Origin of the sequence: Streptomyces sp. MMG1533 (genome assembly GCF_001279775.1) — a bacterium.
Taxonomy (GTDB): Bacteria; Actinomycetota; Actinomycetes; order Streptomycetales; family Streptomycetaceae; genus Streptomyces.
In genome coordinates this window covers 1-16,582 of sequence record NZ_LGDG01000030.1, presented here as the reverse complement: position 1 = coordinate 16,582, position 16,582 = coordinate 1, and the positions used below count along the sequence as shown (strand labels likewise).

At 69.3% G+C, this 16,582-nt stretch carries 15 protein-coding genes; 11 read left to right on the top strand and 4 right to left on the bottom strand.

The window, feature by feature from the left end; translation table 11 throughout:
- Positions 1 to 215 precede the first annotated feature (215 nt).
- Positions 216 to 500: an SHOCT domain-containing protein gene (locus ADK57_RS06565; RefSeq protein ID WP_053748399.1), complete on the bottom strand. Its 285-nt coding sequence runs from the start codon at positions 498 to 500 to the stop codon at positions 216 to 218.
- Between the two features lie 241 nt (positions 501 to 741).
- Here ADK57_RS06565 and ADK57_RS06560 point away from each other — a divergent pair, with 241 nt between their 5' ends.
- From ADK57_RS06560 to ADK57_RS06540, 5 genes are all read left to right on the top strand, one after another.
- Positions 742 to 1,176, top strand: a complete 435-nt coding sequence (locus tag ADK57_RS06560; protein WP_053748398.1) for a DUF7144 family membrane protein — start codon at positions 742 to 744, stop codon at positions 1,174 to 1,176.
- 172 nt (positions 1,177 to 1,348) lie between these two features.
- Positions 1,349 to 2,185 carry an SDR family oxidoreductase gene (locus tag ADK57_RS06555; protein WP_053748397.1) on the top strand — a complete coding sequence of 279 codons (837 nt, stop codon included), beginning with the start codon at positions 1,349 to 1,351 and terminating at the stop codon, positions 2,183 to 2,185.
- Positions 2,186 to 2,230: 45 nt separating this feature from the next.
- Complete coding sequence (locus ADK57_RS06550) at positions 2,231 to 3,679, top strand: cytochrome ubiquinol oxidase subunit I (protein WP_053748396.1); 1,449 nt, start codon at positions 2,231 to 2,233, stop codon at positions 3,677 to 3,679.
- On the top strand, positions 3,676 to 4,725 hold the full coding sequence (locus ADK57_RS06545; RefSeq protein WP_053748395.1) for a cytochrome d ubiquinol oxidase subunit II: 1,050 nt from the start codon (positions 3,676 to 3,678) through the stop codon (positions 4,723 to 4,725). Before ADK57_RS06550 ends, ADK57_RS06545 begins: the two co-directional genes overlap by 4 nt.
- Complete coding sequence (locus ADK57_RS06540; RefSeq protein WP_053748394.1) at positions 4,722 to 5,270, top strand: gluconokinase; 549 nt, start codon at positions 4,722 to 4,724, stop codon at positions 5,268 to 5,270. The genes ADK57_RS06545 and ADK57_RS06540 overlap by 4 nt, the downstream gene beginning before the upstream one ends.
- Before the next feature lie 181 nt (positions 5,271 to 5,451).
- Here the strand turns inward: ADK57_RS06540 and ADK57_RS06535 are convergent, their stop codons facing one another.
- A complete protein-coding gene (locus tag ADK57_RS06535) occupies positions 5,452 to 5,904 on the bottom strand; it encodes a DUF6325 family protein (protein WP_199830490.1) in 453 nt (150 codons plus the stop codon).
- A gap of 153 nt (positions 5,905 to 6,057) precedes the next feature.
- Between ADK57_RS06535 and ADK57_RS06530 the strand changes: the two genes are divergently transcribed.
- Complete coding sequence (locus tag ADK57_RS06530; RefSeq protein WP_234390009.1) at positions 6,058 to 7,431, top strand: hypothetical protein; 1,374 nt, start codon at positions 6,058 to 6,060, stop codon at positions 7,429 to 7,431.
- Here the strand turns inward: ADK57_RS06530 and ADK57_RS50390 are convergent.
- Positions 7,415 to 7,618 (bottom strand): hypothetical protein, encoded by a 204-nt coding sequence (locus ADK57_RS50390; protein WP_053748392.1) that lies wholly within the window; start codon positions 7,616 to 7,618, stop codon positions 7,415 to 7,417. The genes ADK57_RS06530 and ADK57_RS50390 overlap by 17 nt on opposite strands.
- A gap of 218 nt (positions 7,619 to 7,836) precedes the next feature.
- Between ADK57_RS50390 and ADK57_RS06520 the strand changes: the two genes are divergently transcribed.
- The 5 genes from ADK57_RS06520 to ADK57_RS06500 all read left to right on the top strand — a co-directional run bounded on the left by ADK57_RS06520 (position 7,837) and on the right by ADK57_RS06500 (position 15,195).
- Positions 7,837 to 8,769 carry a cyclase family protein gene (locus ADK57_RS06520; protein WP_199830489.1) on the top strand — a complete coding sequence of 311 codons (933 nt, stop codon included), beginning with the start codon at positions 7,837 to 7,839 and terminating at the stop codon, positions 8,767 to 8,769.
- Positions 8,770 to 9,367: 598 nt separating this feature from the next.
- Positions 9,368 to 10,261 (top strand): YhjD/YihY/BrkB family envelope integrity protein, encoded by an 894-nt coding sequence (locus ADK57_RS06515; protein WP_078972988.1) that lies wholly within the window; start codon positions 9,368 to 9,370, stop codon positions 10,259 to 10,261.
- Between the two features lie 101 nt (positions 10,262 to 10,362).
- On the top strand, positions 10,363 to 11,949 hold the full coding sequence (locus ADK57_RS06510; RefSeq protein WP_053748391.1) for a GMC oxidoreductase: 1,587 nt from the start codon (positions 10,363 to 10,365) through the stop codon (positions 11,947 to 11,949).
- Positions 11,946 to 13,364, top strand: a complete 1,419-nt coding sequence (locus ADK57_RS06505) for a DUF2252 domain-containing protein (RefSeq protein WP_053748390.1) — start codon at positions 11,946 to 11,948, stop codon at positions 13,362 to 13,364. Before ADK57_RS06510 ends, ADK57_RS06505 begins: the two co-directional genes overlap by 4 nt.
- A gap of 13 nt (positions 13,365 to 13,377) precedes the next feature.
- Entirely contained in the window at positions 13,378 to 15,195 is a 1,818-nt protein-coding gene (locus ADK57_RS06500; RefSeq protein ID WP_053748389.1) for a glycoside hydrolase family 15 protein, read from the top strand.
- Here ADK57_RS06500 and ADK57_RS06495 read toward each other — a convergent pair.
- A complete protein-coding gene (locus tag ADK57_RS06495) occupies positions 15,146 to 16,450 on the bottom strand; it encodes a chloride channel protein (RefSeq protein ID WP_053748388.1) in 1,305 nt (434 codons plus the stop codon). The two genes, ADK57_RS06500 and ADK57_RS06495, sit on opposite strands and share 50 nt — an antisense overlap.
- Positions 16,451 to 16,582: the final 132 nt, after the last annotated feature.

The following is a 16,582-nucleotide window of genomic DNA, read 5'->3' as shown; positions in this document are numbered from 1 at the left end:
AACACCGACCCGAAGCCCTACGTCTGGACGAAGACCGCAGACGAGATCCTCGAACGCCTCGCCAGTTATCTGAACAGAATTCCCGACTCAGAAGACTAGTACCTACCGGCGAAGCCGCCCGCTAGTACCGGCGAAGCCGCTCCACCGACGCCGAACCGACTCCGGGCCCGCGAGCCCGCAGTCGGTTCGGCGTCGATGTCCCTGTTCGGAATCCCTCAGGAGCCGAGGATCCTGCTCTTCTGGTCCTCGAACTCGGCCTCGGTGAGGACGCCCTGGGCCTTGAGCTCCCCGAGTTGCTTCAGCTGATCGATCTTGCTGGTCATGTCGACGGTCGGCGGGGCGGGAGGCGGCGTGGCGGATGCCGCAGGCTGCGGCGGGGCCTCCTGATATTCCTGCTGGGCCCATCGCCCCTGCTGGCGGCGGGACACACGGTTCGACACGGCGGTCGCTGTACCGGCCACTACGGCGGTGCGGGCGACCCCGCGGAGGAGACCTGGCACGGCGGGTTCCCTTCTCGCAGGAGGCATGCGAAAACAAACGGCTCCCCGGTCGCCGCGCGACATCGGGCGCACCGGACCCTTCCATTGCATCACCGTACGAATTTCCTCGCACCTCGGCCTCGGCGCCTCCTTGCGTAAATGCCGGTGTTCTGCCGGTCTGCGATTCTCATGCCAAGCTGATATGTGGGCCGTCGGCCGCGGCAACGCCACAGTGGCGAAGTCTGAGTGGGAGGAGCCCGAAATGACGACGACTGGAATGCACCACGGACGCGGAGCAAGGAGTAGCGGCGAAGGGGCGTGGGTGGCCGGCTGGACCGGCTTCGCCGGGGTCATGATGATCTTCGGTGGGTTGATGGCGATATTCCAAGGAATTGCCGCCATTGCCGAAGACGACGTCTTCGTCGCCACCCGCAACTACGTCTACAACTTCAACCTGACGAGTTGGGGCTGGATCCACCTCGTCCTCGGCGTCCTGGTGGTCCTCGCGGGCGCCGCTGTGTTCCGCGGAGAAGTGTGGGCCCGGATGGTCGGAATCGCCTTGGCCGGTCTGGCGATGATCGCCAACTTCATGTGGCTTCCGTACCAACCCGTCTGGGCCATCGTGCTGATCGCCGTGGATGCTTTCGTCATCTGGGCGCTGTGCGTAGGAAAGGGTCGGGAGACTCGCACCGATTAGTCGACTGCGCCGTTCCGATCAATCCGGCGAGCGGACACACTGCGCCGAACGGCGCGGGACAGCACCCGAGCGGCTGACACGAGACGCGCCGCCGGGCCGTATTGACTCACCCGTGTTTTCGTAGTCGGGCGGATTCCTCGATATCCGTATCGGCACTCACAGGGAGACACGAGTGGAAACCAGCAGTGACGGTCGCCGGCCCCCTGCCTTCCCGCTCCTCAAAGGGCAGAAGGCGCTGGTAACGGGCGCGAATTCTGGAATCGGAAAGGCCACCGCGATCGGTCTGGGGCGGGTGGGCGCCGATGTGGTGGTGAATTACGTGGCAGGGCGGGACGCCGCGGAAGAGGTGGTGCGCGAGATCGAGGCCTTCGGCGTCCGCGCCTACGCACACGAGGCGGACGTGTCGCAGGAGGACCAGGTCGTCGACATGGTGTCCCGCATGGTCAAGGAGTTCGGGACCGTCGACGTCATGGTGGCGAACGCGGGGCTCCAGCGCGATGCCCCCATCACCGAGATGACCCTGGACCAGTGGCAGAAGGTGCTGGACGTCAATCTGACCGGACAGTTCCTGTGCGCCCGCGAGGCGGCCAAGGAGTTCATGCGGCGCGGCGTCGTCCCGGAGGTCTCCCGTTCCGCCGGGAAAATCATCTGCATGAGTTCGGTCCACCAGATCATTCCCTGGTCGGGCCACGTGAACTACGCGGCATCCAAGGGCGGGGTGCAGATGCTGATGACGACCCTCGCGCAGGAACTCGCGCCGCACGGGATCCGGGTCAACGCCGTCGCTCCGGGAGCGATTCGCACTCCCATCAACCGCAGCGCCTGGGACACCCCCGAGGCCGAGGCCGAGCTTCTGCGACTCGTGCCGTACCGCCGTGTCGGCGACCCGGACGACATCGCGAACGCGGTGGCCGCGCTGGCGTCCGACCTCTTCGACTACGTCGTGGGGACCACGCTCTACGTGGACGGCGGAATGACGCTGTTCCCCGGTTTCGCCACGGGTGGCTGACCCTTCCTTCCCCTCAGTCATCCGGTACGAGCCCCTGAGGCCCATGTGAACAGTGCGATCTACCACTATCTGGCGGACGGCCCCCCACAGCTGCTGCCGGCCCGGGAGCTGATGGCCTTCACCCTGGGCGCCCACATTCTGCTCGTGCCCTTCGGCGTGGCCCTGCCCGCCATCACCCTCCTGATGCACTACCGCGGGCTGCGAAAGGGCGACGTCGTCGCCCTGTTGCTCGCGCGGCGCTGGTCGGCGGTCATGGCCGTCCAGTTCGCCATCGGGATCGTCACCGGCACGGTGCTCTCCTTCGAGTTCGGTCTGCTGTGGCCGGGCCTGATGGGCCGGTGGGGCGATGTCTTCGGCCTCGGCTTCGGTGTCGAGGCGTGGGCGTTCTTCCTCGAAGCGATCCTCCTCGCGATCTACCTGTACGGCTGGCGCCGGCTCAAGCCGTGGACGCACTTCTGGCTCGGAGCGCCCCTGCCGCTGGCCGCCCTGATGGGGGCGTTCGGCATCGTGGCCGCGAACGCCTGGATGAACACCCCGCGCGGCTTCACGCTCGACCCGTCCGGCAACCCCGTGAACGTCAACGTGCGGCAGGCGATCTTCACGCCGATGCTCGGGCCCGAGTACTGGCACTTCGTTGTCGGCGTGATCCTGACCGCCGGGTACGTCGTCGCCGGGGTGTACGCGGTCGGCTGGCTGCGGGGCCGCCGGGACCGCTACCACCGGCTTGGCTTCACTGTGCCGTTCTCGGTCGCCGCGATTCTCACGCCCGTGCAGTTCGTGCTCGGCGACTCGATCGCCCGCTCGGTCTTCCACAAGCAGCCGATCAAGTTCGCGGCCACCGAGATCGTCTGGAAGACCGACACCCACGTGCCGGAGTACATGTTCGGGCGCCTGCACCCCGACGGATCGATCTCCGGCGGGATCAGGATTCCCCAACTGGACTCGTTCCTCGCCGGCTTCAGCGCGGACACCAAGGTGACGGGCCTGTCGTCGGTCCCCGCGAGCGACCGCCCGACGGCGGCTCAGGCCACCATCGCCCATTGGGCGTTCGACATCATGGTGACCATCGGAAGCCTGCTCATCCTGCTCGCGCTCTGGTACGGCTGGTGCTGGCTGCGCCGCCGTGACCTGCCCGGATCGCCGTGGTTCTTCCGGTGCGCCGCTCTCGCCGGCGCCGCCTGCCTGCTGACCGTGGAGTGCGGCTGGATCACCACCGAAGTGGGTCGGCAGCCCTGGATCGTCTACCAGAACATGCGGGTCTCGGAGGCGGTGACGGACACCCGTGCGGCATCCCTGTGGACGATGTTCGGCATCGTCGTGGTGGTCTACGTACTCGTCCTCGGTTCCTTCCTGACCATCCTGCTGAAGATGAGCAGCCGATGGCGGCGGGCCGACGAGGACGCTCTCGCGGGAGCCGCCGCCGAGGACCTGGAGGGCGACACCCCCTATGGGCCCCGCCCGTTGTCCACGACCGGAGGCAGGGGGGACGAATGATCCAGGACTTCGTCGCCTGGGTGCTGCTGGCCGCGGTGGCCGCCTACGCGTGCGCCGGCGGCACGGACTACGGCGCCGGATTCTGGGACCTTCTCGCGGGCGGCGCCGAACGCGGCAAACGCCCCCGGTGGCTCATCGACCACGCCATGGCACCGGTGTGGGAGACCAACAACGTCTGGCTCATCTTCGTCCTGGTCATCATGTGGACCGGCTTCCCGGTCCTGTTCCAGACGATCTTCTCGGCCATGTGGCTCCCGCTGGCGCTCGCGGCCGTGGGACTCGTCCTGCGCGGCGCCGGTTTCGCCCTGCGCAAGCCCACGCGGAGTCTCGCCCGGCGCAGGGTCTACGGCGCCGTCTTCGCCGTCTCCTCCCTGCTGACGCCCTTCTTCCTCGGAGCGGCGGTCGGGGGGCTCGCCACGGGCCGGGTGGCTCCCGGCACGAAGGCGTCCGCCGACGCCTGGTCCAACGGGACCTCCGTGATCGCCGGGCTGCTGACCGTCGCCGCGACCGCGTTCCTCGGAGCGGTGTTCCTCACCGCCGACGCCCGCCGCTTCGACGCCGCCGACCTCGTCGGGTACTTCCGGCTGCGGGCCTGGTGCAGCCTCGGCGCCGTCGCCGTACTGGCGATCGTCGGCCTCGCCGTGACCCACGACGACGCGCGTTACGTCTACGACGGGCTGACCAGCGGAATCGGTCTCGCTCTCGTCGTGGTCGCCGTCGCCTGTGCGTTGGCCACCGCAGCGCTGCTGTACCGCACGGCGACGGGATGGGCGAGGATCACCGCGGTCGGCAGCGTGGCTCTGGTCGTCCTGGCGTGGGGGCTTGCCCAGCGGCCCTATCTCATCCCCACCTCGCTGACGGTGTCCCAGGCGGCCGGCGCGTCGACGACGCTGCGCTGGCTGATGCTGGTCACCCTCATCGCGGTAGTGCTCGTCGGACCCCCTTTGGTCCTGCTCTACCGGCTGGACACCCGTGGGATCCTCCAGCCCCTTACGGAGGCGGATCTGCGGCAGACGGCAGCCGGCCGGGAACCCGAGAACCCGTGACCGGGGCCAGGGCCCGCCATGGACCGCCGATCGTGTTGGTCCTGGGCGTGTCCGGCTCCGGGAAGACCACCGTCGGCAAGGCGGTCGCCGAGCTGCTCGGACTGCCGTTCGTCGAGGGCGACGACTTCCACCCCGCCGCGAATGTCGCCAAGATGAGCGCCGGCCACGCACTGGACGACGCCGACCGCGAGCCCTGGTTGCGTGCCCTCGCCGACCGTATCCGTCACTCCGTCGAGGCCGGCGAGGGGCTGGTCGTCGCCTGTTCGGCCCTCAGGCGCGCCTTCCGCGACGGGCTTCGTGCGGCCGCGGGCGCGATGCTGTGGTGCCTTTACCTTGCCCTGGACCGGGACACGGCACGGGACCGGGTGTCGCGGCGCACCGGTCACTTCATGCCCGCCCGGCTGGCCGACTCGCAGTTCGAGACGCTGGAGCCGCTGGAACCGGACGAGCCGGGCATGACCATGGACGCCACAGGCGATCTTCCGGCGCAGCTCACCCGCGTGCGGGCCGCCGTCGGCCGCTTCGGGGCGCACACGGCCCGCTGAGCGGTCGGACTCCCAGAAGTACGGCGACGTCTCCCGCCTTCGGCGTCGGGCCATCGGTACGGGTGCGCGCCGAGCCGGATCAGCCGCACCGCGACCCGGCGGGTGTGGGCCCTGAACCTCTTCAGATCGAGGCCGAGTCCGGCGTCGTGGACAATCACCGCGACCGTCGGGGGCGGAGCGACTATGTCGGCGGCTGACCGGGATCGGTGGCGTCCAGCGCGGCCAGGACGGCCGGCACCGGGATCCGCCCGGAGGCGACCAGCTGCGCACCGCCGCGTCGCAGCGCGGTGGCGAAGGGCGCGGCCCACAGGTTCTCGTAGACCAGGATCCCGGCGGAGTTGCCGGGTTCCAGGGCGGCCCCTGCCTCCTCGATGTCGTCCTGGCCCAGCAGGCCGGAGGAGGCGCCCTCGAAGACGGCCAGGTCCAGAGCCCCGTCACCGGTGAGGTCGGCGATTTCCAGGCCGACCACGGATCCGTCCTCCTCCTTTCTGACGAACAGCAGATCGAGGATCCGAATGAGGCCGCGATCCACCAGGTCCACCAGGAGTGGAAAGCCCTCGCCCGTCATTCGGTTGCCGGGAAATTCGACGACCACATAGTCGATCGGTCCCATTTCAGCGAATTCATCGTTCATGGCTTCACCCCTGGGTGGTCATGACATGGAAAATTCCCCCTGCTTCGAATGCCATTGCATCACCGGACGGAAGCCGCCGCACCTCAGTGCGGTATTCAACCCGTCGGGCCCGTCCAGGTCGCGGGGCCGGGTCCGCACGGGTCTCCTGTGACCATGACGAGCAGCACACCTCCACCAGGCCCGGACGAGCCCCCCGCAGGCCCGTCCGGCGACCAGCGGTCCTCGGCGCGGGAACGCGACGAGCTGGACGAGCTGCGGCACAGGGTGAGGACCCTGGAGAACACCGGGCGGTCGCCGGCCACGCGGCACCACTGGTTCCGGTCGACGGGGTCGGTCCTGCTGATTCTCCTCGCCTCGCTGTTGTCGCTGCTGGCAGTCGTCTCGGTCTGGGTGAACAGCATCGTGCAGGACACGGACCGCTACGTCGCCACCGTCGGGCCGCTGGCGAGCAACCCGGACGTACAGAAGGCGATCACCAACCGGGTCACCACAGCGGTCCTGGCACAGGTCGATGTGGAGGGACTGGTCAAGGAGCTGGAGGAGGCGGCGGCAGAGAAGGGGGCTTCGCCGAAGGCGGCCGAGCTGCTCGGCAACCTGAAGGGCCCGATCACCAGTGGTCTGAAGAGCCTGGTCAGTGGCACCGTGGAGCGGGTGGTCTCCAGCAGTGCCTTCGACACCGTCTGGGTGAACGCGAACCGCAGGGCACACAGCGCGTTCGACAAGGCCATCACGGGTGAGTCCGACGCTGCGGTGTCCGTCAAGAACGGCCAGGTCGCCATCGACGTGGGACCGATCGTGGCCCAGGTCAAGGACCGGCTGGTCAGCGCCGGCTTCAAGCCGGCCGCTCGTATCCCGGACGTCCACACGGAGTTCGTGGTGTTCGCGTCGGAAGACGTCGGCAAGATCAAGTGGTATCTGAGGGTGCTGGAGATCCTCGGCAGGTGGCTGCCCCTCATCGTCGTACTGATCGCCGCCGCGGGCGTCTACCTGGCCGTGCACCGCCGCCGGGCTCTGATCGGGGCCGCGCTGGGGGTGTTCGCGGCCATGCTGCTGCTCGGCATCACGCTCACCGTCCTGCGATCCGTCTACCTCGACCATCTGCCCGCCGGTGCGTCCGACGCCGCCGCCGGTGCGGTGTTCGACTCGCTGGTCAAGTTCCTGCGTGCCGGCGTGCGTGCGGTCGGTGCGGTCGCTCTGGTGACGGCCGTCGGTGCCTTCCTCGTCGGCCCGTCCCGGGTCGCCGTCCTCACCCGTACGGGCTGCCGCAAGGCCATCGGCGCCCTGCGGGACGTCTGCGTGTCGGCGGGGCTCCCGCTGGGGGCGGTCGGCCGGTTCGTCCACCGCTACAAGCAGTGGATCGGCGGCGTGATCCTGGCGGTTGCCGCGATCGTCCTGTTCACCTGGAACTACCCGACCGTGGCGGTCGTGTTGTGGACGCTGGTGATCGTGCTGATCGCCTTCGCGATCCGCGAGTTCCTGGACAGCGGCACTCCTGACACGCCGTCCGCTGCTACGCCGGCCGCCTGACCGCGCGCTCGTGCCGGCGTGCGGCCACCCGGCGCCAGATCGCCCTGCGGCACTTGAGCGTGCCGGTGCCGACCACGATCAATACGACGATGTTGAGCGGCAGTTGAAGCAGCGAACCCCACGCCTCGTCCCAGCCGGCGTATGCCGACGAGCCCCCGATGTCGGCCGCCGCCGGAATGGTCGTCACCGAGACCAGTTCGAAGGCTTCCGGCTGCAGCCCGAAGCCCCGGACGAGGAGGGCGAAGAGGAAGGTCGCGGCACGGCCGGCAGGAAGCCCAGGAGCAGCGCCATGAGGCCCTGCCGGATCCTCGGCCGGGCGCGGTGGTCGATACCGAGCGGGAGGCTGGTGACGGCCCCGTACCAACTCGGCGTGCGAGAACCCGATACCTGCCGCAGGGTGGGGGCATGTGGTCGCCCAGTGAGCTGAGCGACGCCGAATTCCGGCGCCTCCACCGACATCTGCGCGCCACGGCCCCCGGCGGCGCCTCGCGCCGGGGCGCCTTGGACACGATCGCCGAGGAACAGGTGCTTGCGGCCGTTCGCGAGGTGCGGACGGGACGTACGGTGTCGCTCGCCGCTCCTGTGGAAACCCGTGGCGGACCTGACAACGCCGATCCGGCCCAGCACCGGCTCACCGCTCCGGCCGACGGGAAACCCGGTTCGAGCGGCCTGGAATTCGCGCGGGACCGCTTCGCCATGAACATCCACGGCGATGTGGACAGCCACCTCGACGCGCTGTGCCACGTCGTCTACGACGGAACCCTGCACGGCGGCGTCCCGGCGGCGGACGTGCTGTCGCCGGACGGCGCGAGCGCCCTGTCCGTCGACCTGGCCCGCGACGGCATCGCCGGACGCGGGGTCCTCCTCGACATCCCCCGGCTGCACGGCGTCCCCTGGCTCGAACCCGGAGCGCACGTGAGGGCCGAGGACCTCGCTGCCGCCGAGGCACGGCAGGGGGTCCGGGTCGGCCGGGGCGACATCCTCCTCGTACGGGTCGGACACCGCCGACGACGGGAGGAGCTGGGCCCCTGGGACGTCGCCGGCGCGCGTGCCGGACTCCATCCGACGGCCTTGGAGTTCCTGGCCGAACGGGAGGTGGCCGTGCTCGGCGGCGACGGGAACAACGACACGGCCCCGAGCGCGGTGCAGGGGGTCGCGTTCCCGGTGCATGTGCTCGCCGTGCACGCGATGGGACTTCATCTGCTCGACCACCTGCGGTTCGAGGACCTCACGGCGATCTGCGCACAGGAAGGCCGTTGGTCATTCCTCTGCGTGATCGCCCCGCTCCGGCTGCCCGCGGCGACCGGATCGCCCGTCAATCCCCTCGCGATCCTGTGACGGCCGACCGGCCCTGGCCAGGCGGTCAGCCGGTAGATGCCCTTGCCCACCGGCCACAGATACAGATACAGCCACAACTACAGCCCCGGCAGCAGCGACAGCGACACGATCGCCTCGTCCTGAGCGTTCTCCAGCCACGTACGCAGCCTCCCGAGCCGAACGCGGGCCGAGCTCGGGGCCAAGGTCGCACAGACCTCCATCGCAACAGGCCGGCACCGGCCACCGGGCAGTAGCCCACCAGCACCACGTACGAGGAGGTATGAGAGGGACCGGTCTTCACCACAGCGGCGGCGCTCGGCGGCAGCAGGGCCGGCCCGGCCGCCGTCCACCGGGAGCTTTGGTCGAGCCGCGACATCAGGCCGAAGGCTCCTGCCGCCTGCCGATCTTGCGACGGGCAACGGCGCCCGAATCACGCATGGCCCCCATCGTCACCGCCCGCACCCGGGCATCCGGGCTTTCGCCGGAACACCACCGGCGGCCTTTGTCACCCATACGGCACAACGGTGCTGGTGCCGCTGACCCGGGCGGCCGCCTGGGCGGCACCCTGGTGAGGCGGTCACGCCTCGGGCGTCGGCCCGGACCCGACCCGGGGAGCAGCATGCGCGCAGGCAGAGGATCCGGTTCGGCCGCGGACGGCGGGACGAGCCGGTGGCACCGGCGGGCGGCGGATCTGCGGGCCCGGCTGTCACGGCTGCGGAGCGCCTCCGAGCGGCGGTTCCCGGTGATCACCCGCCTCACCTCCCATCTGATCGCCGTGAACCTGCTGGACTCCGCGACACGGCTTGCGGCCCAGGCATTCCTGACCGTCGTTCCCCTGCTCTTCCTGGTCGCTTCCTTCGCCCCGCAGACCGTCCGCGACCAGATCGTCAACTCGGTGCACGACGTCCTCGGCATCAACGGCGCCGCCGACCAGCAACTGAAGTTGATCTACCAGGTCAATCCCGAAAGTCTGCAGCAGAGCACCGGGGTGGTCAGTGCGCTGATGGTGCTGCTCTCCGCCACCGCGTGCAGCCGTGCGATGCAACGGCTTTGCCAACGCGCCTGGCGCCTGCCGAGTGCGGGGGCCAGGATCGCCGCCTGGAGATGGCTGGTGTGGATCGCGGTCTGGTTGGCCGTGCTCGTGCTGCAGGGGCCTGTACGGAACGGATTCGGCGTGGGGCTGTGGCTGGGCCTGCCGCTTCTGCTGGCCCTCCAGGTGGGCGTCTGGTGGTGGACCCAGCACCTGCTGCTGGTCGGCCGCGTCCCCTGGATGCCCCTGTTGCCCGGTGCGGTCGTCACCGGGGCGGCCATGACCGCGTTGACGGTGATCGCCAAGCTGTACGTACCCGCCGCGCTCAATCGGAGCCTGGAACGGTACGGGTCGCTGGGGGCGGTCTTCACCCTGCTGTCGTGGCTGATCGTCCTCTGCGTCGTGGTGGCCGTCGGCATCACCGCCGGCGCGGTCATCGCGCGGGAACCCGCCGTGTCCCGGCGCCTCGGCTCACCCGAATAGCCCAACTCGCCGGAACCATCCCCCGGAGATACGTTGGTGGTCGGGCTGGATGCCCCTTTCGACCGGCAGGACCGGAGCACATTCCGAGGACGGTGGCCGGCATGACCGACGCGCAGCACTACGACGTCATCATTATCGGCACCGGTGCGGGCGGCGGCACCATTGCGCACCGACTGGCACCCACCGGAAAGCGGATCCTCCTTCTCGAACGCGGTGACTATCTGCCCCGCGAACGCGACAACTGGGAATCCACCGCGGTCTTCGTCAAGGGGAAATACCGTGCCCCGGAGTTCTGGTACGACAAAGACGGAAACCAGTTCCCGCCCGAGGTCAATTACTACGTGGGCGGCAACACCAAGTTCTATGGCGCTGCGCTCTTCCGCATGCGCCCCGAGGACTTCGGTGAACTGCGCCACCACGACGGCGTATCCCCGGCCTGGCCACTGACCTACGAGGAACTCGAGCCGTACTACACGCAGGCCGAGCACCTCTACCTCGTCCACGGCCGCCACGGCGAGGATCCGACCGAGGGCCCCACCAGCGCCCAGTACGCCCACCCGCCGGTCCAGCACGAGCCGCGCATCCAGCAACTCAGCCACGACCTGGAGAAGCAGGGCCTGCACCCCTTCCACCTCCCCATCGGGGTGAACCTCACCCAGGACGACCGGGGCCGGGCCACCCACACCAGCGCCTGCATACGCTGCGACCGCGTCGACGGATTCCCGTGCCTGGTCGGCGCGAAGTCCGACGCGCAGGTCATCTGCGTCGACCCGGCCCTCGAACATCCCAACGTCGAGATGCTCACCCATGCGGACGTGCGGCGTCTCGACACGGACGCGACCGGCCGCAGCGTCACCTCGGTCGTCGCGACGGTGGGGGACGGGGACGCCTCAACCGTGGAGTTCAGCGCCGACATCGTGGTCGTGGCCTGCGGCGCCGTCAACTCCGCCGTCCTGCTGCTGCGTTCGGCGGGCGACCGGCATCCACGGGGCCTGGCCAACGGCTCGGACGTGGTGGGCCGGCACTACATGCGGCACAACAACCTGGCCCTGATGGCCGTGTCCAGGGAGCCGAACGACACCAGGTTCCAGAAGACCCTGGCGCTGCACGACTGGTACTTGGGATCCGACGACTGGGACTACCCTCTCGGCGGCATCCAGATGCTCGGCAAGTCGGACTCCGAGCAGATCCACGGAGAAGCGCCCCGCTGGGCCGGCGCCGTGGCCCCCGACATGCCGTTCGAGGTACTCGCCCACCACGCTGTCGACTTCTGGCTGTGCGGAGAGGACCTGCCCCTCGCCGACAACCGCGTCACCCTGGACCGGGACGGCGGCATTCACCTGGCCCTCGACGAGAAGAACAACATCGCCGGGCTGAAACGGCTGCGGCACAAACTGCAGGACATGCTCGGCCACTTGGGCATGCACGAGCACCGTCTCCTGTCGCACAGCATCTATCTGCACAAGGGCATGCCCATCGGCGCCACCGCGCATCAGGCGGGCACGGTCCGCTTCGGCCATGACCCCGAAAGCTCCGCCCTCGACGTCAACTGCAAGGCCCACGACCTCGACAACCTCTACGTCGTAGACACGAGCTTCTTCCCGAGCATCGGAGCGGTCAATCCCTCGCTGACCGCCATCGCCAACGCCCTGCGCGTCGGGGACCACATAGCGGAGCGACTGCAATGACCTCTGACCACCTGGCCGCCGGCGACACCAGGAACCGCACCCCGCAGGAGCGAGCCGCACTCGGAAAGGCCGCCCGGTCGTCCGTACCCCGCTCCAGCCACGCCGAGTTCGCCCCCACGCCGAAGCGGCCCGACCCGGTGGGAGTCATCGAGGCCCAGTCGGCGAGACGGGTGCCCGAGCTCGTACCGATCCGCTACGGCCGCATGACCGAGTCACCGTTCCGCTTCTACCGGGGGGCCGCCGCCATCATGGCCGGGGACCTCGCCGGCACCCCCCGGTCCGGGATCAGGGCGCAGTTGTGCGGCGACGCGCACCTGCTGAACTTCCGTCTGCTGGCCTCGCCCGAGCGCCGCATGATGTTCGACATCAACGACTTCGACGAGACGCTGCCCGGCCCGTGGGAGTGGGACGTCAAGCGGCTGTCCGCCAGCTTCGTCATCGCGGGCCGGGCCAACGACTTCAGCGCCAAGGAGCGGGCCGGCATCGTGCGGTCGACGGTGCGGTCCTACCGCGAGTGGATGCGGCACTTCGCCGGGATGGGCAACCTCCCCGTGTGGTATGCCCGGTTCGACGAGGAGTGGGTGCGGGCGCAGTTCGCCCCGGAGCTGAGCGCGAGGACCCGCGACCGTTGGTCACGGGCGGTGGCGAAGGCACGTACTAGGGACAGCCTCCAGGTCTTCGACAAACTCACCCACATCGTCGACGGGAAGGCGCGCATCGCAGCGGACCCGCCCCTGATCACGCCGCTCCAGGACCTGCTTCCGGATGTCGAACGCGGCGCGCTGGAGAAGGAGATCCACCGGCTGATCGAACATTACGGTCAGACCCTGCAGTCGGACCGGCGCTTCCTGCTGGAGCAGTACCGGGTGGCCGACATGGCCCGCAAGGTGGTCGGGGTCGGCAGCGTGGGCACCCGCTGCTGGATCGTGCTCCTGCTCGGCAGGGACGACGAGGATCCACTGTTCCTCCAGGCCAAGGAGGCGGACGAGTCGGTGCTGGCACCCTTCGCCGGTGTGGGCGGCTACCGGACACAGGGCGAGCGCGTGGTCTCCGGACAGCGGCTGATGCAGGCCACCAGCGACATCTTCCTCGGCTGGGAACGCGTCGAAGGCATCGACGGCCGCCGACGTGACTTCTACGTACGGCAGTTGCGGGACTGGAAGGGCATCGCCGAACCCGAGGCGATGGCGCCGGCCGGCATGCGGACCTTCGGTGAACTGTGCGGCGCCACGTTGGCCCGCGCGCACGCGAGGTCGGGTGACCGGATCGCCATCGCCGCCTACCTGGGCGGAGGCGACGCCTTCGACCGGGCGCTGGTGACGTTCGCCGAGCACTACGCCGACCAGAACGAGAAGGACCACCAGGCACTCGTCGACGCCGTCCGAACCGGGCGGGTAGCGGCTGAAGCAGCCTGAAAGGGAGACCTCTATGGACCGCTACCCGCCCATCGCCGACCACGGGCTCGTCGGGGACCTGCAGACCGCCGCTCTTGTGTCGTCCGAGGGCGTGATCGACTGGTTCGCGGCGCCGCGTTTCGACTCGCCCAGTGTTTTCGCCGCCCTGCTGGACCACGACCGCGGCGGCTATTTCCTGCTCGCGCCCGAGCACTCCGAGGGAATTTGGAAGCAGCTCTACTATCCGGACACCGCCGTCGTGGTGACCCGCTTCATGTCACCCGACGGAGTCGGCGAGATCCTCGACCACATGCCGGTCCAGCCGGGCCCGACGGCGACCGACCGGCACCGTCTGGTGCGCATCGTCCGCTCGGTACGCGGCACCGTACGCTTCCGCCTCGAATGCCGGCCGCGGTTCGACTACGCGCGCGCGACCCACGAACTGGACCTGACTCCCCGCACGGCGACGTTCCGGGCTCCGGGAATGACCGCGTACCTTCAGGGCAGCATCCCGCTCGAACGGGACGGGCAGGACGTCCAAGGCACCATCACCCTCAACGACGGAGAGTCGGCGGCCGCGGTGTTCACCGTCTGTGCGCCGGGCGGGGAGGCGCCACCGTCGCCCACCACCGAAAAGGTCACCGAAGAACTCTGGGAGAACATCGACTTCTGGCAGAAGTGGGTGCGCACCTCGCGCTACCACGGCCGCTGGACGGAGATGGTGCACCGCTCCGCGATCACCCTCAAACTCCTCACTTACGCGCCCACGGGCGCGCCGGTCGCCGCCGCCACCATGGGACTGCCCGAGCAGGTCGGCGGTGAGCGCAACTGGGACTACCGGTACACCTGGGTGCGGGACGGCTCCCTGTCGGTGCGGGCCCTGCTCGACCTCGGCTTCGTGGAGGAGGCGACCCGCTTCACCCACTGGCTCGGCGATCGCCTGCGCGCCCGCGAAGGACCGGACGACGAACCCCTCCAGATCATGTACCGGGTCGACGGCGACCCCCATCTGACCGAGGAGATCCTGGACCACCTGGAGGGCTACCGCGGCTCCTACCCGGTCCGGGCCGGCAACGCCGCCTCCGACCAGCTGCAGCTCGACATCTACGGCGAGGCCCTCTACGCGCTGGCCGAGGGCCGCGCCGTCGGCGAACAGGCGGGCTATCACGGGTGGAAGGGCCTGGCCGCCACCCTGGACTGGCTCGCCGACTCCTGGGACCGACCCGACGAGGGCATCTGGGAGACCCGTGGCGGCCGTAAGGACTTCACCTACAGCCGGGTGATGTGCTGGGCCGCCTTCGACCGCGGTCTCAAGCTGGCAGCCGAGTTCAGCAGGCCGGCCGACACCGTCCGCTGGACCCAGGCCCGAGACGCAATCCTCGAACAGGTCATGGAGCGCGGCTGGAACGAGAAGGAGCAGGCCCTGGTCCAGCACTACGGCGGCGACGTCCTTGACGCCTCTCTGCTGCTCGCACCCCGAGTCGGATTCCTGTCCCCCCGCAGCCCCGGCTGGCTCAACACCCTCGACGCCATGGACCGCGTCCTCGTCTCCGACAGCCTCGTCTACCGCTACGACCCCGAGGCCTCCCCGGACGGACTGCGCGGCTCCGAAGGGACATTCAGCCTGTGCACGTTCCTGTACGTCGACGCCCTCGCCCGCGCGGGACGGCTCCCGCAGGCCCGCTACACCTTCGAGAAGATGCAGACGTACGCCAACCACGTCGGCCTGTTCGCCGAGGAGATCGGCCCCAGCGGGGAGCAACTGGGCAACTTCCCCCAGGCCTTCACCCATCTCTCCCTCATCACGGCCGCGACGACGCTGGACGACGCGCTCGACCGACTCGTGGCCTGAACTCAGGGATCCCCGGTCCCTGCGGCAGCAACTCCGTGGTCACGAACGACACCACGGCCGCCAGCACGATCACGGGTACCGTTTCCGAGTTGCCCACCACGAGGACGACCAGCACTACCGTACTGACGGGCAGCCGCAGCGCGGCGGCGCACGCGGCCGCCATACCCGCCGCCATACCCGCTACGACGCCGAGTCCCGGCAGGGGTGACAGCAGGACGCCCACAGCTCCGCCCAGGAACAAGGAGGGGAAGGTCGGACCGCCGCGAAGGCTTCCCAGGCACAGCGCATACGCGACGCCCTTGAACGCCAGGACCGCCAGCAGACTGCCGACCGACCACGCATGGGGGTTCTCGGCGAGTTGCTTCAGGGTGGCCTGGCCGGACAGGGAGACCTCGGACGGCGAACGGCCGGTGACGACCGCGTAGAGAGCCGCGCAGCCTGCCGCGGCGAGTGCGCAGAGCACCGTGTTGCGCAACGGATGTGCGGACACGAAGCGTGCTGCGATCCGTCCGCCCACCATGATCCAGTGGATGGCCGCCCCGATGACGAGACCCATCAACGCCGACCACAGCACGTCCCCGGTGTCGAGGAGGGGCGGAGCGGGCAGTCCGATGCTGAGGCTCCCGGTCTTCAGCCCGGTCCAGTGGCCGAAGCCCGTGAACACGATGGCGCCGATTCCGCTGGACAGCAGCGCGGGAAGCATCACCGCGAACAGCTGCGGCCCGCCCACCCCGGCCACCTCCATGAGCAGCACCGCCGCCACCAGAGGACTGCCGAAGATCGCGGAGATGGCCGCAGCGGCGCCGGCGGCGCCGAGCAACGCCGTGCTCGCCTCGGTCGCGGGAGCGCGTACGAGATCCCGGAAAACCAGCGCCAGACCACCGCCGAGCGCGATCAGCGGTGCCTCGGGCCCGAGCACGGCGCCCAGCGGCAGGCTGGCCAACGCGGCGACGGCCACACCGGGAACCGCGGCTTTCGACGCCCCTCCGGAGTGCAGGCCTGCCGCCGGGATGTGTCCTCCTCGGCCCGGAAACCGCAGGACGACCATGGCGACGACCAGACCTGACACCAGAGCCAGGGGAAAGGGCCACCACCACGGCGGATCCGTCCACCCGAGATCGTGCGGCCAGTCCACCCAGATCAGGTTCTCCAGCTCCTGGAGCAGGACGAGAAACCAGAACGCGACCAACGACACCGGAATCCCGATCAAGCCGCAGAACCCCAACGCCCGCCGGTACTCGGGCCGACGCAGCATGTTCCTCAAATGGTCGGCCTCTTGGGGCTGGTTTCCCGGAGCGGTCCCAGCCTCTCCGGGCTTCGGCTCGGTGATGGCGCTTCTCCTGATTCTGCTGATTCTGCTTGGGGGGAGAGGGAGGGGGAGGGAGGG